This is a genomic window from Microbacterium aquimaris, assembly GCF_039531285.1.
GTDB classification, from domain to species: domain Bacteria; phylum Actinomycetota; class Actinomycetes; order Actinomycetales; family Microbacteriaceae; genus Microbacterium; species Microbacterium aquimaris.
In genome coordinates this window covers 384,744-407,621 of the sequence record NZ_BAAAPT010000001.1, presented here as the reverse complement: position 1 = coordinate 407,621, position 22,878 = coordinate 384,744, and the positions used below count along the sequence as shown (strand labels likewise).

The window sequence follows — 22,878 nt, the reverse complement described above, 5'->3', positions numbered from 1 at the left end:
TCCGGTAAGCCCGCACGGTAGTGGGGCGTGCCTGTTGTGGGGTGTGGACCTGGTTGTCCGGTAAGCCCGCACGGTAGTGGGGCGTGCCTGTTGTGGGGTGTGGACCTGGTTGTCCGGTAAGCCCGCACGGTAGTGGGGCGTGCCTGTTGTGGGGTGTGGACCTGGTTGTCCGGTAAGCCCGCACGGTAGTGGGGCGTGCCTGTTGTGGGGTGTGGACCTGGTTGTCCGGTAAGCCCGCACGGTAGTGGGGCGTGCCTGTTGTGGGGTGTGGACCTGGTTGTCCGGTAAGCCCGCACGGTAGTGGGGCGTGCCTGTTGTGGGGTGTGGACCTGGTTGTCCGGTAAGCCCGCACGGTAGTGGGGCGTGCCTGTTGTGGGGTGTGGACCTGGTTGTCCGGTAAGCCCGCACGGTAGTGGGGCGTGCCTGTTGTGGGGTGTGGACCCGGTTGTCCGGTAAGCCCGCACGGTAATGGGGCGTGCCTGTTGTGGGGTGTGGACCCGGTTGTCCGGTAAGCCCGCACGCTAGTGGGATTCCGGGTCAGGCGGTGGTCTCCCGGGCGATGGCGGCGATGAATGCGTCGATGTCGGCCTCGGTGGTGTCGAAGGAGCACATCCACCGCACTTCGCCGCGGGCCGCATCCCAGTCGTAGAAGCGGAACGACTCGCGCAGACGGTCTGCGACGCCGTCGGGCAGCGTGGCGAAGACCCCGTTGACCTGGGTCTTCTGGGTGAAGTCGACGCCGCGGATCGAGCCGTCGGCGAGCCCCGCCTCGACGCCGGTGCGCAGGCGTCGCGCCATCGCGTTCGCGTGACGCGCGTTGCGCAGCCACAGGTCGTTCTCCATCAGGGCGATCAGCTGGGCGGAGACGAACCGCATCTTCGACGACAGCTGCATGTTCAGCTTCCGCAGATAGGTCAGGCCGTGGGAGGCGTCCGGGTCGAGCACGACGACGGCCTCGCCGATCATCGCCCCGTTCTTGGTTCCGCCGAAGCTGAGGACGTCGACGCCCGCGTCGCGCGTGAACGCGCGCAGTGGCACGTCGAGGGCGGCGGCGGCGTTGGCGATGCGGGCACCGTCCATGTGAAGGCGCATGCCATGGCCGTGCGCGTGGTCGGCGATCGCGCGCACCTCGTCGGGCGTGTAGAGCGTGCCGAGTTCGGTGGACTGGGTGATCGACACGGCCAGAGGCTGCGACCGGTGCTCGTCCCCCCAACCCCACGCTTCGAGGTCGATGAGTTCCGGGGTGAGCTTGCCGTCCTCCGTGGGCACGGTGAGGATCTTCACGCCGGCGACCTTCTCGGGTGCGCCGCCCTCGTCGACGTTGATGTGGGCGGTGGATGCGGCGATCACCGCGCCCCACCGGGGCAGCATCGACTGGAGGCCGACGACGTTGGCCCCGGTGCCGTTGAAGACGGGGAAGGCCTCCACGCCTTCTCCGAGCTGATCGACGAAGAGCTCCTGCAGGCGGGCCGTGTACCGGTCCTCGCCGTAGGCGACCTGATGTCCCTCGTTCGCGGCGGCGATGGCCGCCAGCACGTCGGGATGGACACCGGAATAGTTGTCGGACGCGAAACCGCGCAGCGCGGGGTCGTGGAGGGGGGTCACGGGCATCCAGCCTACGCTTCCGGGTTCGAAGGGTGCGGTTGAGGGGGGAGGGGGACCGGGGTGCGTCAGCCGAGGGTCACGACCGTGTCGTTGACCGCCGCCGCGTCGTCGTCCCAGAGTCGTGCGAAGGCGTCGGCCAAGGCGAACTCCCGCCCCGCCAGGGCCTTGACGCGGTACGTCACGGCCGCCGCACGGAGCGGCTCGCCCGCGTCCCGTGCGTGTTTGGCGAATCCGTGCGCGACGGCCCGGTTCCATGCCTCGGCCGCGGCCTTGACCGCCGCGTAGTTCGCGCCGCCGGCGAGGGGCCGTGTCACGGCCGTCGACGACACGATGGCCGTGCGAGCGGCATCCGAGTCCCGGAGGGTGGGGTCGAAGGCGCGCGACACGTGGCGAAGGGCCGTGAGGGACGTCTCGAGGGCGCGGAAGTCACCCTCGGTCTGTCCCGTGAGTCCGCCGCCCCCGCGCCAGCCGCCGACCAGGTGCAACACCCCGTCGAGGGCCCCGACCCGTTCACCGAGGTCGTGGACGGCGGTCTCGTCGGTGAGGTCGCACCGTTGCGTGCGGATCCCGGGCAGTGTCTCCCGCAGGGTGCCGAGCGCGACCTCGTCCCGCGCCGCGATGATGACGTGCGCACCCGCGGCGGTGAGCACTTGTGCGGCGACCCGCCCGGCTTCGCTCGTGCCGCCGGCGAGCAACACGGTGCGCCCCGCGACGCCCGTCACGCGGCCCTCTCCCGTCGCGTCACCGTCGCTCACCCGTCGCTCGCACGGATGCCGCTGGTGGAGGCGATGACGGGGCGCATCTTCTTCTCCAGGGCCTCGTAGAACATCGACAGGGGGAACTCGTCGTCGAGCACGGCGTCGGTGTAGCCGCGCGGTGGCCCGGCGAGGATGTCGTCCGGGAGACCCCGAGCCCAGCGGGATGCGGGATTCGGGGTGAGCACGGAGCGGACGAGATCGTACGCGGCGAGCCAGTGTGCGGTCTTCGGTCGGTCGATCGAACGCCAGTACAACTCGTCGATGGCGTCGCCGAGCGCGACGACCGCCGCGGGCACCTCGTTCCAGTCGAAGGTCAGGGCGCTGTCGGTCCAGTGCAAGACGTCACGCTGGTGGAGCCACGCGAACAGCAGCTGACCGCCGAGTCCGTCGTAGTTGCGCACCCGCGAACCGGTCACGGCGAAGCGGAAGATGCGGTCGAAGATCACCGCGTACTGCACCAGCTCGGCGTGGGCGAGGATGTCGCGTTCGACGGCGTCGAGGTCGTCGCGGGCGCCATACCGGGCCTGGAGCGCGACGCACTCGCGGAACGCGGTGAGATCGCAGCGCAACTCTTCCAGGGAGTACAGGAAGTACGGCATGCGTTGCTTGATCATGAACGGGTCGAAGGGCAGGTCGCCGCGCATGTGGGTGCGGTCGTGGATGAGGTCCCACATCACGAAGGTCCGCTCGGTGAGCGCCTGGTCCTCGAGCATCCGGGCGGCTTCGGTGGGCAGGTCGAGTTTGGTGATCTCGGCGGCCGCGCGGGTGACGCGGCGGTAGCGGGCCGCCTCTCGGTCCTGGAAGATCGCCCCCCACGTGAAGGTCGGGATCTCCCGCATCGCGACGGTCTCCGGGAACAGCACCGCGGAGTTCGAGTCGTAGCCGGGTGTGAAGTCGACCAGGCGCAACGAGACGAACAGTCGATTGGTGTAGTCGGCCTCGAGACGGGCGATCGTCTCGGGCCAGATCACCTCGACCAGGAGGGCTTCGACGTGTCGCTCGGTGGAGCCGTTCTGCGTGTACATGGGGAACACCACGAGGTGCTGGATCCCATCGACGCGGTGCTCCTGTGGATGGAACGCGACGAGCGAGTCAAGGAAGTCGGGCACGCCGAAGCCCTCGTCCGCCCAACGCCGGAAGTCCCGCACGGAGGCGGCGAGGTAGGCGGCGTCGTGGGGGAACAGCGGCGCGAGCGCGTCGAGGGCGGCGACGATGGTCTGCACGTGGGTACGGGCCACCTCGTGGTGGGCCGGATCGGGGAGGGAACCATCGGCGGCCTGGAGCGGGTGCAGGGCGGTGGCGGCGTGCTTGAGGGCGAGCCAGGCGGGCGAGGTCGCAACGGCGGCGGGGTTCTCCGGCGTGCGGAAGGCGGAAGTGAGAGCAGGCATGGTCACGGGGGAACCTCCGATCATCGCGATGCGGCGAGTCTAGATTTCCTCCCGCCAAAGGTGTCGGTCACCGGAAAAGTTCCTGTTGAAGAGGCGTTCGGTCGGTAGCATCGAGGGATGACTCCGGATGTTCCTCCGCCCGCGGCACGGCTCGACGACGAGACCGACGCGAGGATCGTCCGTGCCGTGTCCCTCAATCCCCGAGGAACGCTGGCCGAGCTTTCGGCCGCGGTGGGGCTGTCGGTGTCGGCCGTACAGGCACGGCTGCGCAAGCTGGAGGCCCGCGGAGTGATCGCCGGGTACCGGGCCGTCGTCGACCCCGAGGCGGTCGGTAAGCCCCTCGCCGCGTTCATCGAGATCACCCCGCTCGATCCCGCACAGCCGGACACCGCCCCCGAGCTGCTCGTGCACCTCGACGAGATCGAAGCCTGTCACTCGATCGCCGGGGCGGCCAGCTACATGCTGTTCGTGCGGGTCGCGACCCCGCGACACCTGGAGATGCTCGTGCGCGACATCCGCCTCGCGGCGTCGGTGAGCACCCGCACCACCGTCGTGCTCCAGACGTTCTACGAAGGTCGCCCGCTGTTGCCCGGGGGCGGGTGAGTCGGCTGAGTGACCGCGGGGCGTGAAGCGCTCGTCAAGCCCCGCGGCCGGACGGGGCGGGGGGAGTACCGTCGCAGAGGTGACGACGGACAACCTCGCCGGTCGCGGCCTCCTGATCGTGCTCAATCCGAAGTCGGGACGCGACCGCCTGCACGACGACCCGCGGCCGCTCATCGCGCGCCGTGTGCCGGGCGCGACGGTGCACACGCTCGCGGACGGGGAAGACCTCGTCGACGTGGTCGATGCCGCGATGTCGGATGATCCGGCGCCCGCGGCTGTCGCGATGCACGGCGGGGATGGGTCGGTGTCGACGATGGCGCACGTGGCCCGACGCCACGGCATCCCGCTTCTGGTCCTGCCGGCCGGCACCTTCAACCACTTTTCGCGGGCCATCGGCATCGAGACGATCGACGACGCCCTGGAGGCGTACGTGACCGACCGTCGCCGTCGTGTCGCGGTCGCGGAAGTGCGGGCCGACAACGACGAGCCGATCACGGTGCTGGATGCGGTCACGCTCGGTCTGCATCCTGGATTCGTGGCGGAACGCCGGCGGCGTGTCGACCGACTCGGCACGTGGATCGGAGGTGCCGCGGCGGCGTGGCGGGAGTTGCACGGCGCCTCGCCCATCCACGTCGGCCGTGACGGTCGGCGCGCAGATGTCTGGTCGGTGTTCGTCAGTGTCGGGGCGAACAGCCGGGCGCGCATCGCGACCCTGCAGCGCATCACACTCGACGACGACCGGCTGGACGTGCGCTTCCATCACGCACGCGGCTCCCGGCTGCGGGCCGTCGCCTCGCTCGCGTTCGGGCGCAAGACGACAGCGGTGTTGCGGTTCACGCGGATGCTCCCACCCGAATCCGACATCGAACGGATGCTGCTCCCCGAGGTGGACATCACCGTGCGGCGCGGGGCGGATGGGAACCTCTCCTTCGTGCACGACGGTGAACTCGAACAGCGCGACGGGGATGCCTTCCGCCTGCGGGTGACGGGGATCCCCGCCGCGCTGGAGGTCTTCGCCCGGCGTCAACCACGCGAGAATCGCCCCGCCGAAGACGAGACCTCTTGATCGACACGGCCTAGGAGTGCTGCGGGAAACCGAGGTCGAGGCCACCGTGCGAGGGGTCGAGCCAGCGTGAGGTGACGGCCTTCTCCGCGGTGAAGAAGTCGATCCCGTGGGTGCCGTACGCTTTGGCGTCCCCGAAGTGCGAGGCTTTCCAGCCCCCGAACGAGTGGTACGCCACCGGCACCGGGATCGGCACGTTCACCCCGATCATCCCCACACCGACCTCGTGCTGGAACCGGCGGGCGGCACCGCCGTCGTTGGTGAAGATCGCCGTCCCGTTGCCGTACGGGCTGGCGTTGATGATGTCGACGCCGTGCGTGTAGCCGGCCACGCGCACGACCGACAGCACGGGGCCGAATATCTCGTCGCGGTAGGCACTCGAGGTCAGCGGCACGCGGTCGAGGAGGGTCGGGCCGAGGAAGAACCCGTTCGGGTCGCCGTCGGGCGCGACGTCACGGCCGTCCACGACGATGTCCGCGCCGTCGTCGTGGGCGGTGTCGATGGAGGCGCAGACACGGTCGCGGTGCGCGGCGGTGATCAGCGGTCCCATGTCGCAGCCGCGCCGGCCGTCCCCGGTGCGCAGCGTCGCCATACGCGCGGCGATCCGCGCGACGAGGTCGTCGGCGACGGACTCGACCGCAAGGACGACGGACACGGCCATGCAGCGCTCGCCGGCTGACCCGAACCCCGCGTTCACGGCGGCGTCGGCCACGAGGTCGAGGTCGGCGTCGGGGAGCACGAGCATGTGGTTCTTCGCTCCGCCGAACGCCTGCACCCGCTTGCCGTGGGCGGTCGCCGTCTCGTAGACGTAGCGTGCGATCGGGGTGGAACCGACGAATGAGATCGCGGCGACGTCGTCGTGGGTCAAGAGCGCGTCCACCGCCTCCTTGTCGCCGTGGACGACGTTCAGCACGCCCTCGGGCAGGCCCGCTTCCCGGAAGAGCGCGGCGAGCCAGTTCGCCGCGGACGGATCCTTCTCGCTCGGCTTGAGGACCACCGCGTTGCCCGCGGCGATCGCGAGGGAGAAGAACCACAGTGGCACCATGGCCGGGAAGTTGAACGGGCTGATGATCCCGACGACCCCGAGCGGTTGACGGAGCGTGTAGACGTCGATGCCCGTCGAGGCGTTCTCGGTGTAGGCGCCTTTGGTGAGATGTCCGAGTCCGCACGCGAACTCGACCACTTCGATGCCGCGTGCGATCTCGCCGCGTGCGTCGCCGAGGACTTTGCCGTGCTCGGCGGTGAGGATCTCGGCGAGTTCGTCGGTACGGGCGTTCAGCAGCTCGCGGAAACGGAACATCACGGCTTGGCGTCGCGCGACGGACGTGTCGCGCCACCGCAGGGCGGCGTCGGCCGCGTCGGCGACGACGGCGTCGACGTCGTCCGCGGTCGCCATGCGCACGTACCGCCGGATGCGGCCGAGGGCCGGGTCGTACACCGGGGCGGTGCGGGTGGAGGTTCCCGTCCACGGCGCTCCCGCGCGCCAATGGTCGAGGACCTCAGGGGTCGCCGGGGTCTCCGGCGGGGTGTTCATCGTGTCGGTCATCTTCGTCCTTCCGATCCGGCTCCCTCGTGAGGAGCGCAATCCCAGTGTGCGTCGGCACGCGACCGAGCGACAGAGGGGGTCGGAACGACTTCCGATGGCCGGTGGTCAGGCCGTGAGGGCCTCCGTGATCAGTTCGAGGGTCTGCGTGCGCCCGGGCGTCGCGTCGAGGGGTTCGGTCTCGTACGATCCGGCGATCGGCGAGATCATGACCTCGTCGACGTCGTGGCGCGACGCGAATCCGCGCAGCTCGCCCGCGACGTCCTCCCCGGTGCCGACGAACCACGTCGACCGGGCGGCGGCCATGATGGTCTCGCCGATACCGGCGAACTCGTCGGCGGTCGCCTTCGCGTGTTCCACGGTCTCGGCGGGCACGAGCGGCTTGTTCATCCGCAGACGCGCCATCATCCGCTGGTTCGGCAGCGATCGTTCCTCCGCCTCCTCGCGCGTGGGTGCGGCGACGACATTGACGGTGAGGAACGTGCGCGGGGCATCGAGGTGCTCGGAGGGCTGGAACTGGGTGCGGTACACCTCCAGGGCACGCTCGAGCCCCTGGCCGGAGAAGTGATTGGCGAACACGTACGGGAGCCCGCGTGCCGCGGCCAGCTGCGCGGAATAGTCGCTCGAGCCGAGCAGCCACACCTCTGGGGCGCCGGTCGCCGCCGGCGTCGCGTGCACGTCGTAGGTGCCGCCGGAGGCGAACCGCAGCGCCGCCCCCTCCGGGGAGACCAGGCTCAGGATGTCGCGGACGTGCTCCGGGAACCGCTCGACGTCGCTGGTCGTGCCGCTCTGGCGCAGCAACTGTGTGATCACCGGATCCGAACCCGGTGCGCGGCCCAGGCCGAGGTCGACACGACCGGGCGCGAGCGCCTCGAGCGCGGCGAACTGCTCGGCCACGACCAGCGGCGAGTGGTTCGGGAGCATGACGCCCCCGGAGCCGATGCGGATGCGCTCGGTGCGCGCCGCCGCCGCGGCGGTCAGCACGGGTGGGGTGGTCGAGGCGACGGCCGGCATGTTGTGGTGTTCCGCGAACCAGTAGCGACGGAACCCCAGGCGTTCGGCGCGGACGACCAGGTCAAGGCTCGCGGCGATGGCCTGCGAGGAGGTCTGTCCGGTGCGGACCGGAACGAGGTCGAGTACCGACAGGGCCGGTGCGGCGGCCATCACGGGAGGCGGTTCGCGCGTGCGGCGGCTTCGCGCAGCTCCGTCGCGGTCTGGCGGACGACGTACGTCGGCCGGTCGCGCTCGAGGCGCCACGACTCGCTCAGCGGGCCGACGTTGACGGTGTCGAATCCGAGTCGGTCGTAGATGTCGGTGACCAGGGCGATCGCGTCGTCGTGATCGCTCGCGGTCCCGAGGGCGCGACGGTCCGCGGTCCCGGCGGGGGTGCCGTCGGTGTTGATCTGCGTGGACATGATGTGGTTGAAGGCCTTCACGACCTTCGACTCGGGGAGGCGCCGCTGGACCATCTCGGATGTGGTCGTCTGACCCCGGTCGAGGGGCTCGACGTGGCCGTCCCGTTCGAAGTAGTAGTTGTTGGTGTCGAGCACGATCTTGCCCGCGAGAGGGCGCACCGGCAGGTCTCCGATGGCCTTGAGCGGCACGGTGACCACGGCGAAGTCACCGGCGGCCGCGGCGTCTGAGGCGGTCGCCGCACGCACGGCCGGGCCGAGTTCGTCGACGAGTTCCTGGAGGGTTTCGGGGCCACGTGAGTTCGCGATCACCACGTCGTACCCCAGACCGCTGGAGGCCCGGGCCAGGGCGCCGCCGATGTTTCCTGCTCCGATGATTCCGACTGTCGTCATGCTCAGGAACAACCCGTCGGGGTGCTCCCGCATTCCCGGCCGGACTCGGAGGAAACCCGTTGTTGGGGTGTTGGGGTGTTGGGGTGTTGGGGTGTTGGGGTGTTGGGGTGTTGGGGTGTTGGGGTGTTGGGGGTGGGACGTCGAGCTCAGCGGGAGCGCTTCACGACGTCGAAGGCGTCGAGAGCGCGCCGGCGGGTCTGCTTCAGATCGACCATCGGCTCCGCCGGCTCCCCGTCGGTGTCGTCGGCGTACTCCGGGGCCCATTCGCGCACGTAGCGACCGGTCTTGTCGAATTTGTCCGCCTGAAGCTCCGGGTTGAACACGCGGAAGAAGGGTGCCGCGTCCGCGCCCGACCCGGCGACCCACTGCCAGTTGAACGGATTGCTGGCGGCATCGGCGTCGACCAACGTGTCCCAGAACCACTCCTCACCGCGACGCCAGTCGATGAGGAGGTTCTTGATCAGGAACGACGCGGTGATCATCCGCACCCGGTTGTGCATGTACCCGGAGGACCACAACTCCCTCATGCCGGCGTCGACCATGCGGAATCCGGTGCGACCCTGTTGCCAGGCGTCGAGGTCGGCGCGTTCCGGGCTCGGCCACGGAAAGGCGTCGTACTCGGCCCGGAGGTTCTTCTCCGCCAGCTGCGGGAAGTGGTAGAGCGTGTGCCAGGCGAACTCCCGCCAGCCGACCTCCGAGAGGAAACCGTGTGCGGATGCCGCGTGCCGGCCCGTCCCGGCGTGTTCGAGGGTGTCGTGCCACACCGTGTGGGGGCTCAGCTCCCCCCAGCGCAAGCGCGGGGAAAGCAGCGAAGTCGCTCCCGCCGCTGGTTCGTCGCGTGCGGCGTCGTACGACCCGAGGTCCTCGTCGAGGAAGTCGCGCAGGCGTCGTCGCGCGGCCTGCTCGCCGGGTTCCCATCGCTCCCGCAGGCCGCCCGCCCAGTCCGGCCGCGTCGGCAGCAGCCCCCAGTCGTCCAGCTCGTCGGATGCGGGTGGCTGTGCCCGTCCGGGGATCGTCCGGGGTTCGGGGAGGGGTTTGCGGGGTGCGGGCTGTTCTTGACACGCCTTCCAGAAGGGCGTGTAGACGGAGTAGTGGCTTCCCGCGCCGGTGGTGACCGTCCAGGGCTCGAACAGCACATTCGCCGCGAACGATGCGACCTCGACGCCGGCATCGCGCAGGGCGGACTTCAGGTCGGCGTCGATCTCACGTTCGGGTCCGCCGTAGCGCCGGTTCCAGAACACGGCGCCCGCGCCGGTCTCGTCGCACAGATCCCGGATCACCCGCCCGGCGGCACCACGGCGGAGCACGAGGACCGATCCCCGGTCGATGAACCGGTCGCGCAGCTCGGCGAGGCTGTGGTGTAGCCACCACCGTGCCGCGCCGCCGAGGGGCCGGACCCCGGCGGACTCCTCGTCGAGGATGTACACGCCGATGACCGGTTCGCCCCGCTCGATCGCGGCACGCAGCGCGGGGTTGTCGGCAAGACGCAGATCGTCACGGAACCAGACGAGGGAGGGGGTGCCCATCCCCTGACGGTATCGAGGGGGAGCGGGAGTCGGGGGATGCCTTGACAGGACCGGTCCCGTGACGGCGGTTCTGCGGGCGGGGCGTCAGGCGCGACGGAGGACGCGCGCGCCACAGGCCGGGGCGGGCGCGCGTCACAGGCGGGAGATGTCGTGGCCGGCGGGCACGACGATCTTCAGGGTGCCGGCGTCGATGCGCACATCCACCTGGACCGCGTCGCCGAATTCGTCGCCGTCGAGTTGGACCGGATGCGCGGCTCCCGCACCGACGTGCAGCCCGACGCCGCGCGAGTAGCGCACCGCACTGTCCTTGGTGCGCAGCTGCAGCACGCGGCGTCCCGCGCGGAACCGACGCAGAACGCTGTTGTCCCACGCGACGCGGCGCCACACGAGCAGCCAGCCCAGCGGCCCCTTTGGTTGGAACACGACGATGTCGAGCGCACCGTCGTTGATCGACGCCTCGGGGATCAGGTCGAGTCCGCCCGGCAGATGCCCGCAGTTGGCGAACAGTACGGACTGCACGCGCGTGGACTGCAGCTTGAGTCCGGGGATCTCGTACATCACCCGGAACGGCTTGGCGTTCGCGAGGGATCGTGCGGCACCGTCGACGTAGGCGACCCAACCGACCGACTTCTTCAGGCCCGGGTTGGTGTTGGCGATCATCGCCGCATCCAGTCCCATGCCGCCCATCACCACGAACGCATGCTCGGCGGTCGATCCGTCCTCGCGGGTGAGGAGGGCGAATCCGATGTCCATCGCCACGGTCTGCCCGCTGAAGGCGGCGCGGATCATCGGTTCGGGTCGGTCGAGGGGAAGCCGGAGGTTGCGGGCCAGCAGGTTTCCGGTCCCGCTCGGGACGATCACCATGGGCACGCCCGACCCGGCCATCGCCTCCGATACCGCACGCACGGTGCCGTCACCTCCGGCGACCAGGACGGTGGTCGCCCCCGCCTTCAGCGCCTGACGGGCGACGTCGTCGCCGAGATCGTCGATAGTCGTCTCGTAGAACAGCGGCTCGGACCACCCGGCCTTCTCCGACTCCTGGGCCACGATCGCGCGCAACCGCGCCTGGTCGACCTTGATCGGGTTGTAGACGAGGGCGGCCTTGGGATTCTCGGGGTTCTCGGGGGCGTGAGCACGCTCGTCGTGGGGTGCGTTCGAAGCGTGGGCCATGCGCATAAGAATAGGGGAGCGCGGCGGGAGACCCGATGCGGCCGGTGGGGGCGCGAGAACAGGGGAGCGCGGCGGGGGACCCGATGCGGCCGGGGGAGGGCGCCGGCGGGCCGGCCGTCTGGTCGCGGCGGCTGACTAGACTGGGCGGGTGATCGATCCGGTGCTGCTGCGTGAGAATCCCGACCTGGTCAAGCGCTCGCAGGAGGCGCGCGGTGCGTCTGCCGACACGGTGGATGCCGCGCTGGCCGCCGACAGTGCACGTCGCGCCGCCCTCACCTCCTTCGAGCATCTGCGTGCCGAACAGAACGCGCACGGCAAGACCGTCGCGAAGGCCCCCAAGGAGGAGAAGGCCCAGCTGGTCGCGCAGGCCAAGGAGCTCAGCGAGAAGGTCAAGCAGGCACAGCATGCGGTGACCGCGGCTGAGAAGGCCGCAGACGAGGCGCTCGCCGTGGTGGAGAACATCGTCATCGATGGGGTTCCCGCCGGCGGCGAAGAGGACTTCGTGACCCTCCGCACCCACGGGGAGCCGCCGGCGTTCGACTTCACACCGCTCGACCATCTCGAGCTCGGCGAGAAGCTCGGGGCGATCGACATGGAGCGCGGCACGAAGGTGTCGGGGAGCCGCTTCTACTTCCTCACCGGTATCGGCGCCCGCCTCGAGCTGGCGTTGATGAACCTCGCGCTCGACCGCGCCCTGCAGGCGGGTTTCACCCCGCTCATCCCGCCGACGCTGGTGCGCCCGGAGGTCATGCGAGGTACGGGATTCCTGGGGCAGCATGCCGCAGAGGTGTATCACCTCGAAGAGGACGACCTCTACCTCGTCGGCACGAGCGAGGTGCCCCTCGCCGGCTACCACATGGACGAGATCCTCGATCTGACCGGTGGACCCAAGCGCTACGCGGGATGGTCGACCTGCTACCGCCGCGAGGCGGGGTCATACGGCAAGGACACCCGGGGCATCATCCGGGTCCACCAGTTCAACAAGCTCGAGATGTTCATCTACACGACACCGGATGCTGCCGAAGCCGAGCATGATCGTCTGGTGCAGATGCAGGAGCAGATGCTGCAGGACCTCGGCCTCAGCTACCGCGTGATCGATGTGGCCGCCGGTGACCTGGGGTCGAGCGCGGCACGCAAGTTCGACGTCGAGGCGTGGGTTCCGACGCAGGGTGCGTACCGTGAGTTGACGTCGACGTCGAACTGCACGACCTACCAGGCGCGTCGACTGAACATCCGTCACCGCCTCCCGTCCGAGGAGGGGGGCAAGACGCAGATGGTCGCGACCCTGAACGGCACGCTGGCGACCACTCGGTGGATCGTCGCGATGCTGGAGACCCACCAGCGTGCGGACGGTTCGGTGACCGTGCCCGAGGTGCTGAGGCCTTTCCTGGGTGGGCTCGAGGTCATGGAGCCGATCGCGTGAGTTCGGGCGAGCTTCCCGGCATCGGTGAGGTCGAGGTCGAGACCGAGGCGGGGACCGCCGAGACGGTCGAGGCGCTCGCGCAGGGCGATTCTTGGGGAGGGCGCACGCCCGAGCGTGTCCTCATCGCGCTGGACATCGATGGGACCGTGATCCTCGAAGACGAGTCGATGAGTCCCGGCGTGGTCGAGGCGGTGGCCGATGCGGTCGCGGCGGGCCACGAGGTGATGCTCTCGACAGGGCGGAGTTGGGCGTCGACCGAGCCGATCCTGACGCGTCTGGATATCGCGCCGGAGTATGTCGTGTGCGCCAACGGGGCGGCGATCCTGCGACGTGCGGATGCGCAGACCCGCGAGTACGAACTGCATCACACCGAGCAGTTCGACGCGCACGAGGTGCTGACGCTGTTGCGCGAACACCTGCCCGATGCGCACTACATGGTCGAGCGCCCCGACGGTCATCGTCTCTACACCGACTACGTCGACGACTGGAATCTCGGGGCGGCCGATCGTGTGCCTTTCGACCAGCTCGCCGCCGACCCCGTGAGCCGCGTCGTGGTGATCTCGCCCGAGAACACCAACGGCGAATTCCTCGAGCTGGTGCAACGCATCGGCCTCAACGAGGTCTCGTACGCCGTCGGGTGGACGGCGTGGCTCGACATCGCCCCCCAGGGCGTCGACAAGGGCACGGCGCTCGAGAGGGTGCGGGCCGACCTCGGCCTCGACCCAGCTCACGTGCTCGTGATCGGTGACGGGCGCAACGACATCGGCATGTTCGAGTGGGCGGTGCGCAACGGCGGTCGTGCGATCGCGATGGGCCAGAGCCCCGACGAGGTGCGCGCGGCCGCGAACGCCTCGACGCACACGGTGCACGAGGGTGGGGTCGCCGCGGCGCTTCGCGCGCTGTGATCCGGCCGGCCTCTCGGCTCGGGAGGGTCAGAAGGGCGCGACGGTGGGGACCCGAGGTTCGGGGTCGGGCCGGAAGACCGGGACTCTCCGTTCCGGTCTGACCAGGTATCTTCGACCGGTCGGTGACGTCCAGATCACGTCACCGTCGTCGCGATGCTCCAGTGCCCAGCCGCCGTGGTGTTTGAGGATGTGGTGTCCTTTGCATAGCGGGTGCAGGTTCCGGAGCTCCGTCGTCCCGCCGTCTTCCCATGCCACCGAGTGGTCGATCTCGCACCGCTCGGCGGGCATTCCGCAGCCGGGTCCCATGCACCGGCCGGCGCGCCATCTCACGATGTCTCGAAGCGCCTTCGGGGGACGGTAGCGGTCACGTCCGAACGAGAGCACCGCACCGGTCTCCGGGTGGGTGAGCACACGCATCCATTCGCGCGCGCCGCCGCAGAGCTCTCGCGCCGTCGAGTGCGGGATCGGTCCGAGGCCTTCCACGGAGGCGGGGTCGGCGCCGGCGGGCTGCTTCTCGTGAACGAGCGACAGGGCCGGCACGGTGACGACGACCGTCGCGCGGACACCGCGTGCGTGTGCCGGTACATGATCCGTGGTCCCGTCGATCAGGAGGTCTCCGAAGATGTCGGCACGCACCTGATCGAGGGTGCGCTCCTCACCGTCGACGGCGGTGATCGCCTTGCCCATCGTGGTGAGACGCTGATGGATGGCTTGCGCTTCGACGGCCGGCATGTGCGCGCCGATCCACGCCATGCCGTCGTTCCCGGTTTCGAGCACGACACGACGTCGGGTCACCGCGTCTTCGTGCCGTTCTTCGAGGGTGCTCGCGCGGTGGTCTTCGACGAGCTTGCGGAGAGCGCGGCGGAACGGGCCGATCTGCAGATTCTCAGCGGCGTCGAGAGCCTCGGGGAGCAGAGTTGCCGCGGCGTCGGGGCCGAGCTCATCGAGCCCGGCGACCAGGACGTAGCCCTTGTCGTCGTCGATGCGACCCGCGTGTAGGGAGTGCCACACCTCTGGATAGCGGTGGACCAGCGCCTCCGCCTGCTGGAGCATCGCCTCGGCGACGTACTCGGAGACGCGCATGCCCGCCGCCAGCTCCAAACGGACCGAGCGGAAGGCGACCGACGCTAGATCGACGCCGAACGCGGACGCTTCCGTGACCGCCCGCCGCCGCATCCCGTCGATGGCGACGTAGCGCTGCGCGACGAACCGCATCATCACGTGGCTCAGGTCGAGGACGTCATCGAGCGAGTCGGGGTGATCCGACGCGGACTCCATGAGGAGCTCCAGGGGGATCTCGAGGTGCGGCATGCCGTCCTCGTCGATCCAGGTCTCCGGGTCGTTGTCCATACTCGAACACTAGAACATACCTCCGACATCGCCTCGAGGGAGTGTCGTCCGGTGTTCGTCGGGCGCCGCCCGCGCCCGCGCCCGCGCGCCGTTCAGTGCATCCACAGAAGCCGTTGCGACAATAACGGCAAAGCGCCGTCGACTAGACTCGACGCCGTTCGACGGATGCCGCCACGGCGGCCTCGTCGGGAGGGTTGTCCGAGCGGCCGATGGAGCTGGTCTTGAAAACCAGTGGGCAGCAATGTCCCGTGGGTTCGAATCCCACACCCTCCGCCACAACATCGTGGTCGGCGTGATCCGAACACGGGGAGCGCCGACACGCGGTGGGTGACACCCCCCGAGAGGATCCGAGTGAGTCAGAGCAAGCGTGGTCGGCGCACCGTCGCACGGCACGGCGAACTGAAGTCGCCGCATCCCGCCGGCCTCCTGGCGAAGATCGTCGGGATCGTCGCGGCCGTCGTCTTCGTCGCCGGCGCGGGCATCGCGGCCTACACCGCGTACGACATCACCGCCAGCTTCGCCGACGAGGCCGTCGCGCTCGACGGGCAGGATGCGGTTCCGCCGGACATCGGCGCGATCGAGGGTGGCGTGAACATGCTCGTGGTCGGCACCGACGAGTGCGAGGAAGAGTACGCCTACCTCTTCGGGGAGCGCTGCACCGGTGCAGACGCCGGCGGTCAACTCAACGACGTCAACCTTCTGGTGCACATCTCGGACGAGCCCCGCCGTGTGACGGTCATCTCCTTCCCGCGGGACCTCATGTCGGCCCAGCCCGAGTGCACGGACGAGGACGGCAGCATCAACTACGCCGTCAGCTACGCGCAACTGAACACCGCATGGGGGCGCGGCGGACTCAACTGCACGGTCAAGACGATCTCCGAGCTGAGCGGGATGAACATCCCGTTCGCGGCCAAGGTGAGCTTCGGAAACGTCATCAACATCACCGATGCCATCGGAGGCGTCGACGTCTGTATCGGCAACGGTGGCATCCAGGACCCGTACACCGGCATCGACTGGCCCGCCGGTATCCGCAACATCCAGGGTGTCGAGGCGTTGCAGTTCCTGCGCACCCGTCACGGCCTGGAGAACGGCAGCGACCTGGCTCGCATCAGCAACCAGCAGCAGTACATGTCGTCACTGGCCCGAAAACTGGTCAGCGAAGAGGTGTTGGCGAGCCCGTCCACATTGCTGCAGCTCGCCACGACCGCGGTCGACAACGTCACCCCCAGCCAGAGCCTCACCAACCCGATGACCCTGGTGCAGATCGCCCTCGCGGTCAAGGACGTGCCGTTCGAAGACATCGTCTTCGTGCAGTACCCCGTGTACGACGACCCCAACGACAGCAACCGGGTCGTGCCGAACTACGAGTCGGCCGACGCGCTGTGGGCCGCGCTCGAGGCCAACCAGTCGCTCGAGCTGACCAGCGACCCCAACGACACCGGTGGCGTCATTATCGACGAACCGGCCACGGATGAAACCGAAGCTCCCGCCGAGCCGACGGAGGAGCCGACCACCGACGCCACCGGTGAGCCGACCCCCGAGCCGACGGAGACCTCCGCGGTGCTTCCCGACTCGATTCCCGGATCGACCGCAGCGCAGGAGACCTGCTCGGCCGGCAACGTCTTCGGGTGACGTTCTCGCCGGCGTCCGCGGGTTCGTCTCCTCGTACGTCAGCGGGTATGATTACCTGGTGCGTCCACGCGCTCATGCGTTGCGGATGCCTGGAGACGTCGCATAGTCAGGCCTAGTGCACCACCCTGCTAAGGTGGAGTCCCCGTAAGGGGACCGAGGGTTCAAATCCCTCCGTCTCCGCCGAACTTCGTGGCCCGCAATCCCTTGAAATCATTGGGATCGCGGGCCGTCGGCCTCTCATGGTTTCGCGATTTGCGTCCCATTTGCGGCCGGTTCCCGAAAGCGCCTCTTTGACTCGCCCCGGTGTGTCCGGACACATCAAGCTCTCGGGGCGAGTCAGTTGGACAGTTGCCAAGGGAGAGGGAACTGTAGATCGTGATGTTGAGCGCATTCGGAGTGATTCGTCCGGTCGACCGCCTCTGGATACGGCTCGTCGTTCCAGCGATCAGTGTCATCGGTCTCAGCGTGGGGGTGTTGTTGTTCCCTCCGGAGTCGTCCGGTGTGACGCTTTACGTCCTCGCAATGGCTGCGCTCCTCGTTCTAGGGCTGGCACTGCTGCTGGCGTTTCGCTACCGCGGAATTGATCGCGCGGCGCGCCGACACGGCGAACCTTCGGAGGGAATCGTCCTGGTCTTGTTTGCCCGTGCGGTGCTGCTCGGGCAAGGAGAGGGGGACGGTGTCCGCTCAGTGGGTGGGGGGTGGCTTCGTCTGCGAGGAGGCGAAGCCGAAGCGTGGGAGGCGGGCGCGGCCGGTCCTCGTGCACTCGTGTCCGGCGTGCTGGTAGCCGTCGAGCCGATTTACGGGAATGTCCTCAGTCGACCGGTCGCGCGCTTTCGGTTCGTCGATGGTCGAGTACTGGATGCCGCCATCGTTCGGGCGGGTTTCGCGGATCTCCGAGGATGGTCATCGGGCGACATCCGGGTGCTGGCCGGGCAGTGACGCATCGGGCGGCAGCCATGACGGGGTCTTTCCGATGGCGTCGCGCAACGCTGCAGTCCGGCGGTAGTCATGCGTCCCGATTGCGTCCGATTCAACGCCCGCGAACGTCCGTGAACCTCAAGGCGAGTCGCCGCGAACCCGGTCATGTCAACGGAAGCGCCGCTCAACGATCACGAGCATCCAGCTCCAGACGGGGTTCAAATCCCTCCGTCTCCGCCACGGAAACCCTCGGCATGACGCGGGTCTTTCTCTTTCCTGGCGGGATCGTGGACCTCGGTGTCGGCCGACTCCTCGCTTCAGGTGTCACTTGCTGGACACCGCCCGACGCCTTCCCCGACCAGAGTCGTCGCCTGGTTGCTCGGCAGACCGGTATCGGGCTCGATCGAGGAACGTGATCCCAATGCCGATCGAGACATTGCGGTTCCTCTGGAGTCGTGATTCCCTCGTGGCAACCTGGTCCGTCGGCCGAAGCGAAGCGAGGAGCGACGATGGATGAGACACCGGAGTCCCCGTCACGTGCGCCGGGTGCGTACCACGTGCACGGTTCCGTCTCGGCAGACGGCGAAGCCGAGTTGGACCTGGCCGCGAGGCAGGTGGCCGTCGATGCGCGGTGGGGTGAGGCGGCCACGGGCGATCCGGGGCCGGCGGACCTCTTGGGTGGCGCCTTCAGCGCATGCATGCTGAAGAACCTCGCGCGTGCCGGTTCCTTGCTCGCTTTCGAGTACGACGGAGCCGAACTCGACGTCACCCTCCATCGGCAGGACACGCCGCCCCGCTTCACCCACATCGAATACACGATGCGCATCGCGACGGAAGAGTCGGATCGCCGGCTCGAGCTTCTGCACACCAACCTGCGCAAGTACGGGACGGTGTTCAACACCCTTGCGGCGGTGTGCGAGGTCACCGGAACGGTCTCGAGGATGACCGTCACCGCGTCGTCCGCCACCACGGACCCTACCGGGGGTGGGGCGGCGACCGACCGATAGACGACGATGGCGTCGACGTCCCCGGGGAGGAACCGTCGACGCCATCGCATCGTGTCACTCGTAGCGCAGCGACTCCACCGGGTCGGCAAGGGCCGCCCGCGCGGCGGGCAGGGTGCCGGCGAGGAAGGCGATGAGCATCACCGCCACGACGATCACCACGATCGAGACCGGGTCGAACGCGATCAGCGTGAGCCCGGGCAGATCGGACAGGAGTGTGGTCGACAGGGCCTCGCTCAACGCCGTTCCGGCGACCATGGCGATCACCACACCCAGGGCGCTGCCGAGCAGCCCGATGAAGGTCGCTTCGATGCTGAAGAGGCTGAACACGCGACCCGAGCCCATGCCCATCGCCTTCATCAGTCCGATCTCCCGCGTACGTTCCTGCACCGACATGAAGAGGGTGTTCACGATGCCGAAGCTCGCCGCGAGCAGGGCGATGATCGCGAAGGCGTTCAGCACGAGCACGATGCCGTCGATGACCGTCGTGAAGGCGCCCAGCTGGTCCTCGACCGTGACGGCCGTGTAGCCCTCGTCGGCGAGTCGGTCCTGCAGCGCCGCGATCTGTGCGTCGGTGGCTTCGGGGTCGAACCACACGCTGGCTTGGAGGTAGCGGTCGACCTCGTCCTCGGGGAGGCCGACCGACTGCGCCTCGAACAGTTCGTCCGTCAACGCGGCATTGGGCAGGATGCTCTCGCCTCCGGGCCCGGCCAGCCCTTCCTCGGCGACACCGACGACGGTCGCATCGACCAGGTGTGCCTCGCGGGTGGCATCGGTCACCGACAGCGTCACGGTCTGGCCCAACGCCGCATCGGCGTCGTCGAACCCCATCGGTTCGACGTAGGAGATCGGGAGGACGAGTTCGAAGTCCGCGATGCTGTCGTCGGGCGCCGTACCTGAGGCGAGCGGCACATTCTGGTCCGCGACGAGCGTCCCGGTCGCGACCACGAACTGGTCCCCGTTCGGGCCCTCGATGTAGTCGGGGGTGACCGTCTGGGTCGCCTGGACATCGAGGACGCCGTCGATGTCGGCCATAGCGTCGATGTCTTCCGGCGTGAGCGTGACGACGGAGGAGCCGGGGACACCGGTGGAGACGACGTCGGGGTCGTATTCGGCCGGTCCGGTGTCGGATCCGGGCAGCCCGCCCGCGGCGTCCGCCGGCTTGGTCACGGTCATGACGTCGGTCGCACCGATCGACGAGACGGTGTCGTCGATGTAGGCGTTGATGCCGGTTCCCAACCCGCTGGTGAGGGTGAGTGTGAACGCGCCCACGAAGATCGCGAGGACGGTGAGGAGAGTGCGTGTCTTGGAACGGAAGGTGTTCGCGACGGCCGAACCGATCAGGTCTGGGGTCTTCATGCCGCCACCTCCGCCGAGTCCTCGACGAGCATTCCGTCGCGGATCAGCAACCGCCGGTCGCACTTGCGGGCCAGATCCTCGTCGTGGGTCACCACGATCAAGGTGATCCCGTGGTCGCGGTGGAGGGTGAACAGGATGTCCTCGACGACGGCGCCCGTGGCCGAGTCGAGGTTGCCGGTGGGTTCGTCGGCGAAGATGATGCGCGGGTTGTTGACCAGCGCCCGCGCGATGACGGTGCGCTGCTTCTGGCCCCCGGACAGGTCGACGGCCTTGTTCTTGGCCTTGTCGGCGAGATCAAGCTGCTCCAGCGCCGCCATCCCGCGCCGCTTGCGCTCGGCGCGCCGCACGCCGGCGATCCGCAGCGGGAGCATCACATTCTCGAGCACCGTCTGATTGCCGGTCAGGAAGAACTGCTGGAACACGAACCCGAACGTCTTGTTGCGGGTGCGATTGAGGTGCTTGCCCTTGAGGGTCGAGGTGTCTTCGTCCTCGAGGCGCACCGTGCCCGAGGTGGTCGCGTCGAGCAGGGCGAGCACATGCATCAGGGTCGACTTGCCCGATCCGCTCTTGCCGACGATGGCGATACTCTCGCCCGCGGTGATGTCGAAACTCACCCCCTTGAGAGCGTCGAAGCGGTTCTGGCCTCGGCCATAAGACTTGTGGACGTCCGAGACCGAGATGATCGGCGTGGTCATGAATCACTCCAGGGGATTCGGGATGCTGCAGGGTGACTTCCAGCATCACGAGCGGTCGCTTCGCGCGAATCCCGCATCGGCGGACACCTGCCGTACTGCGTTCGCAGGAGAACGCATGCCGCGCGTGCGGGATGCCCGCCCGCCGCACGGCGTGCACACTGGGCATATGCCTCCCCCCGTCGCCGCATCGCGTGACTCCGCCGCGTCGCGGGATTCCGCCGCACCGCGGGAGCCGGCACCGCCGCTGTCGGGGGTGCCCGCCTGGGTGGGCGACGTCATCGCGGCGATCCTCATTGTCGGTGCGGCTCTGGCGGCGTCGCTGAACGACGCCGACACGCAACTCGCCGGGATCCTCGTCGCGATGGTGCCGGCGGCTCTCCTTCCGTTTCGGCGCCGATGGCCCAAGACGATCCTCGGACTGTGCCTCATCCTGTATCCGATCGCCGCGGTCCTTGACGGGCCGGCACCGGGTACGGTGATGGCGATCGCGATCGCGACCTTCGGGGTGGCGAACCGCACCACGCGCCGAGCAGCCCTGGTGGTGGGGCTCCTCACGGTGACCGCCATCGCCCTGCTCGCGCTCGCCAACCCGCTCACCGGCGTGATCGACCCGCGGGTGTTCCAGGTGGTGATCACCGTGGCGTTCGCGGCGGCCGCGGGCGACGCGACCCGTTCGCGACGTGAATATCTGCAGGCGATGCGAGAGCGCGCCGAGCGCGCCGAGGCGACGAAGGAAGCCGAGGCGAAGCGGCGCGTTGCGGAGGAGCGGGTGCGGATCGCGCGAGACCTGCACGACATCGTCGCCCACCAGATCTCGGTGATCAGCCTGAACGCCGGCGTGGCCACGGGGGCCCTCCGGTCCGACTCCACCAAGGCCGAGCAGTCGCTCAGCGCGATCCGCACGGCCTCACGAACCGTCCTCAGCGAGATCTCCGACCTGCTCGCGGTACTGCGCACCGGGGACGACGGTGACACGGTGCGCGAGGCGCCGCACCCCCGCTTGAGCAGAGTGGCCGACCTGCAACGTCCGTTCGCGGACGCGGGCTTCGAGGTGACGGCGCACGTCGAGGGCGACATCTCGTTGCTGCCGGCGACCACCGACCTCGTGGCCTACCGTGTGGTGCAGGAAGGGTTGACCAACGCCCAGAAGCACGGCGCGGAATCACGCGCCCACGTGCGCATCCACCGTTCGCCCGACATGCTGACCGTCACCGTGACCAATCCCGTCGGCGTCGCGCCGGCACCGACGGCGGACGACACCGGGTCGAGGCTCGGCCTCCTCGGTCTTCGCGAGCGGGTGGCGTCGGTGGGGGGCGCGCTGGAGGCGGGGCCCACGCCGGGTGGCTGGCGGTTGGTGGCGACGCTCCCGCTTCCCCGCCGCGACGACATCGAGGGGACGAACCTATGATCCGCGTACTCGTCGTCGACGATCAGGCCCTCATCCGTCAGGCGGTGACGGACATCCTCGGTCAGGCCGCCGACGTCGAGGTCGTCGGCGACGCCGCCGACGGCCACCACGCCGTCGAGAGCGCACGAGAGCTCCTGCCGGATGTCGTGGTCATGGACATCCGGATGCCACTGCAAGACGGCATCGCCGCCACCGCCGCCCTCTGCGCACTCCCGGAGCTCACCGACACGAAGGTGCTGATCCTCACCACGTTCGAAGAAGACGAATATGTCGTCTCCGCGCTGCGCGCCGGAGCGAGCGGATTCATCGGCAAGGGCTCCGAACCCGACGACATCGTGCGGGCGGTGCGCGCCGTGCATGCCGGTGAGTCGCTGTTGTCGCCGGCCGCGACGCGCGGGCTCATCGCCCGGTTCGTCGCCCCGCCGAGCGACGTACCCTCCGACGAACCCGATCGCGTCCCGGCCGAACTCGAACACCTCACAGGGCGCGAACGCGAAGTTCTGCTGCTCGTCGCACGCGGTCGCTCGAACCAGGAGATCGCCGACGATCTGGTGATCTCGCCCCACACGGCGAAAACCCACGTGAACCGCATCATGACGAAGGTGCACGCGCACGATCGCGCACAGCTGGTGATCCTCGCCTACGAGACGGGAATGCTCACGCCTCGGTCTCCCGGCGAGTGACGTCCCCGACACAACCGCGATCCGAGCCGCACGCCGCGGC

20 protein-coding genes and 2 tRNA genes are annotated in these 22,878 nt (G+C 68.8%); 11 read left to right on the top strand and 11 right to left on the bottom strand.

Annotation, left to right across the window (positions count from 1 at the left end):
• Positions 1 to 537: 537 nt before the first annotated feature.
• The 3 genes from ABD204_RS02025 to ABD204_RS02015 form a co-directional block, all read right to left on the bottom strand.
• The gene (locus tag ABD204_RS02025; RefSeq protein ID WP_194423043.1) at positions 538 to 1,605 is read right to left on the bottom strand and encodes a threonine aldolase family protein; all 1,068 of its coding nucleotides are present in this window, start codon (positions 1,603 to 1,605) and stop codon (positions 538 to 540) included.
• 65 nt (positions 1,606 to 1,670) lie between these two features.
• Positions 1,671 to 2,360 carry an SDR family NAD(P)-dependent oxidoreductase gene (locus ABD204_RS02020; protein ID WP_322597474.1) on the bottom strand — a complete coding sequence of 230 codons (690 nt, stop codon included), beginning with the start codon at positions 2,358 to 2,360 and terminating at the stop codon, positions 1,671 to 1,673.
• Positions 2,357 to 3,751 (bottom strand): DUF6421 family protein, encoded by a 1,395-nt coding sequence (locus tag ABD204_RS02015; RefSeq protein WP_241747830.1) that lies wholly within the window; start codon positions 3,749 to 3,751, stop codon positions 2,357 to 2,359. Before ABD204_RS02015 ends, ABD204_RS02020 begins: the two co-directional genes overlap by 4 nt.
• A gap of 117 nt (positions 3,752 to 3,868) precedes the next feature.
• Between ABD204_RS02015 and ABD204_RS02010 the strand changes: the two genes are divergently transcribed.
• Complete coding sequence (locus ABD204_RS02010; RefSeq protein WP_194423042.1) at positions 3,869 to 4,354, top strand: Lrp/AsnC family transcriptional regulator; 486 nt, start codon at positions 3,869 to 3,871, stop codon at positions 4,352 to 4,354.
• Between the two features lie 79 nt (positions 4,355 to 4,433).
• On the top strand, positions 4,434 to 5,420 hold the full coding sequence (locus tag ABD204_RS02005) for a diacylglycerol/lipid kinase family protein (protein ID WP_194423041.1): 987 nt from the start codon (positions 4,434 to 4,436) through the stop codon (positions 5,418 to 5,420).
• A gap of 10 nt (positions 5,421 to 5,430) precedes the next feature.
• Here the strand turns inward: ABD204_RS02005 and ABD204_RS02000 are convergent, their stop codons facing one another.
• The 5 genes from ABD204_RS02000 to ABD204_RS01980 all read right to left on the bottom strand — a co-directional run bounded on the left by ABD204_RS02000 (position 5,431) and on the right by ABD204_RS01980 (position 11,461).
• A complete protein-coding gene (locus ABD204_RS02000) occupies positions 5,431 to 6,963 on the bottom strand; it encodes a CoA-acylating methylmalonate-semialdehyde dehydrogenase (RefSeq protein ID WP_241747752.1) in 1,533 nt (510 codons plus the stop codon).
• A 105-nt stretch (positions 6,964 to 7,068) separates the two neighbouring features.
• Positions 7,069 to 8,124, bottom strand: a complete 1,056-nt coding sequence (locus tag ABD204_RS01995) for an LLM class flavin-dependent oxidoreductase (RefSeq protein ID WP_194423040.1) — start codon at positions 8,122 to 8,124, stop codon at positions 7,069 to 7,071.
• The gene (locus ABD204_RS01990; protein WP_277816620.1) at positions 8,124 to 8,798 is read right to left on the bottom strand and encodes an NADPH-dependent F420 reductase; all 675 of its coding nucleotides are present in this window, start codon (positions 8,796 to 8,798) and stop codon (positions 8,124 to 8,126) included. The genes ABD204_RS01995 and ABD204_RS01990 overlap by 1 nt, the downstream gene beginning before the upstream one ends.
• 113 nt (positions 8,799 to 8,911) lie before the next feature.
• A complete protein-coding gene (locus ABD204_RS01985) occupies positions 8,912 to 10,291 on the bottom strand; it encodes a cryptochrome/photolyase family protein (protein ID WP_194423038.1) in 1,380 nt (459 codons plus the stop codon).
• Between the two features lie 132 nt (positions 10,292 to 10,423).
• Complete coding sequence (locus ABD204_RS01980) at positions 10,424 to 11,461, bottom strand: diacylglycerol/lipid kinase family protein (protein WP_241747751.1); 1,038 nt, start codon at positions 11,459 to 11,461, stop codon at positions 10,424 to 10,426.
• 148 nt (positions 11,462 to 11,609) lie between these two features.
• On the opposite strand from ABD204_RS01980, the gene serS reads away from it, so the two are divergent.
• Both serS and ABD204_RS01970 read left to right on the top strand, forming a co-directional pair.
• Positions 11,610 to 12,884 carry a serine--tRNA ligase gene (serS, locus tag ABD204_RS01975; protein WP_194423036.1) on the top strand — a complete coding sequence of 425 codons (1,275 nt, stop codon included), beginning with the start codon at positions 11,610 to 11,612 and terminating at the stop codon, positions 12,882 to 12,884.
• Positions 12,881 to 13,789 carry an HAD family hydrolase gene (locus ABD204_RS01970; protein ID WP_409263968.1) on the top strand — a complete coding sequence of 303 codons (909 nt, stop codon included), beginning with the start codon at positions 12,881 to 12,883 and terminating at the stop codon, positions 13,787 to 13,789. Before serS ends, ABD204_RS01970 begins: the two co-directional genes overlap by 4 nt.
• Before the next feature lie 27 nt (positions 13,790 to 13,816).
• Here ABD204_RS01970 and ABD204_RS01965 read toward each other — a convergent pair whose 3' ends face one another.
• Complete coding sequence (locus ABD204_RS01965) at positions 13,817 to 15,139, bottom strand: HNH endonuclease signature motif containing protein (protein WP_241747750.1); 1,323 nt, start codon at positions 15,137 to 15,139, stop codon at positions 13,817 to 13,819.
• Between the two features lie 188 nt (positions 15,140 to 15,327).
• Between ABD204_RS01965 and ABD204_RS01960 the strand changes: the two genes are divergently transcribed.
• The 5 genes from ABD204_RS01960 to ABD204_RS01940 all read left to right on the top strand — a co-directional run bounded on the left by ABD204_RS01960 (position 15,328) and on the right by ABD204_RS01940 (position 18,696).
• Positions 15,328 to 15,415 (top strand) — tRNA-Ser (locus ABD204_RS01960).
• 75 nt (positions 15,416 to 15,490) lie between these two features.
• The gene (locus ABD204_RS01955) at positions 15,491 to 16,771 is read left to right on the top strand and encodes an LCP family protein (protein ID WP_194423035.1); all 1,281 of its coding nucleotides are present in this window, start codon (positions 15,491 to 15,493) and stop codon (positions 16,769 to 16,771) included.
• A gap of 91 nt (positions 16,772 to 16,862) precedes the next feature.
• Positions 16,863 to 16,951, top strand: a tRNA-Ser gene (locus ABD204_RS01950).
• Between the two features lie 198 nt (positions 16,952 to 17,149).
• A complete protein-coding gene (locus ABD204_RS01945) occupies positions 17,150 to 17,710 on the top strand; it encodes a hypothetical protein (RefSeq protein WP_194423034.1) in 561 nt (186 codons plus the stop codon).
• A gap of 488 nt (positions 17,711 to 18,198) precedes the next feature.
• Positions 18,199 to 18,696: an OsmC family protein gene (locus ABD204_RS01940; RefSeq protein ID WP_194423033.1), complete on the top strand. Its 498-nt coding sequence runs from the start codon at positions 18,199 to 18,201 to the stop codon at positions 18,694 to 18,696.
• 54 nt (positions 18,697 to 18,750) lie between these two features.
• On the opposite strand, the gene ABD204_RS01935 is transcribed toward ABD204_RS01940, so the two are convergent.
• Together ABD204_RS01935 and ABD204_RS01930 are read right to left on the bottom strand one after the other, a co-directional pair.
• Positions 18,751 to 20,052, bottom strand: a complete 1,302-nt coding sequence (locus ABD204_RS01935) for an ABC transporter permease (protein WP_194423032.1) — start codon at positions 20,050 to 20,052, stop codon at positions 18,751 to 18,753.
• The gene (locus tag ABD204_RS01930) at positions 20,049 to 20,747 is read right to left on the bottom strand and encodes an ABC transporter ATP-binding protein (RefSeq protein WP_194423031.1); all 699 of its coding nucleotides are present in this window, start codon (positions 20,745 to 20,747) and stop codon (positions 20,049 to 20,051) included. Before ABD204_RS01930 ends, ABD204_RS01935 begins: the two co-directional genes overlap by 4 nt.
• A gap of 166 nt (positions 20,748 to 20,913) precedes the next feature.
• Here ABD204_RS01930 and ABD204_RS01925 point away from each other — a divergent pair, with 166 nt between their 5' ends.
• Positions 20,914 to 22,155 carry a sensor histidine kinase gene (locus ABD204_RS01925; protein WP_194423030.1) on the top strand — a complete coding sequence of 414 codons (1,242 nt, stop codon included), beginning with the start codon at positions 20,914 to 20,916 and terminating at the stop codon, positions 22,153 to 22,155.
• On the top strand, positions 22,152 to 22,838 hold the full coding sequence (locus tag ABD204_RS01920) for a response regulator transcription factor (protein ID WP_194423029.1): 687 nt from the start codon (positions 22,152 to 22,154) through the stop codon (positions 22,836 to 22,838). Before ABD204_RS01925 ends, ABD204_RS01920 begins: the two co-directional genes overlap by 4 nt.
• The last annotated feature ends 40 nt before the right edge of the window (positions 22,839 to 22,878 follow it).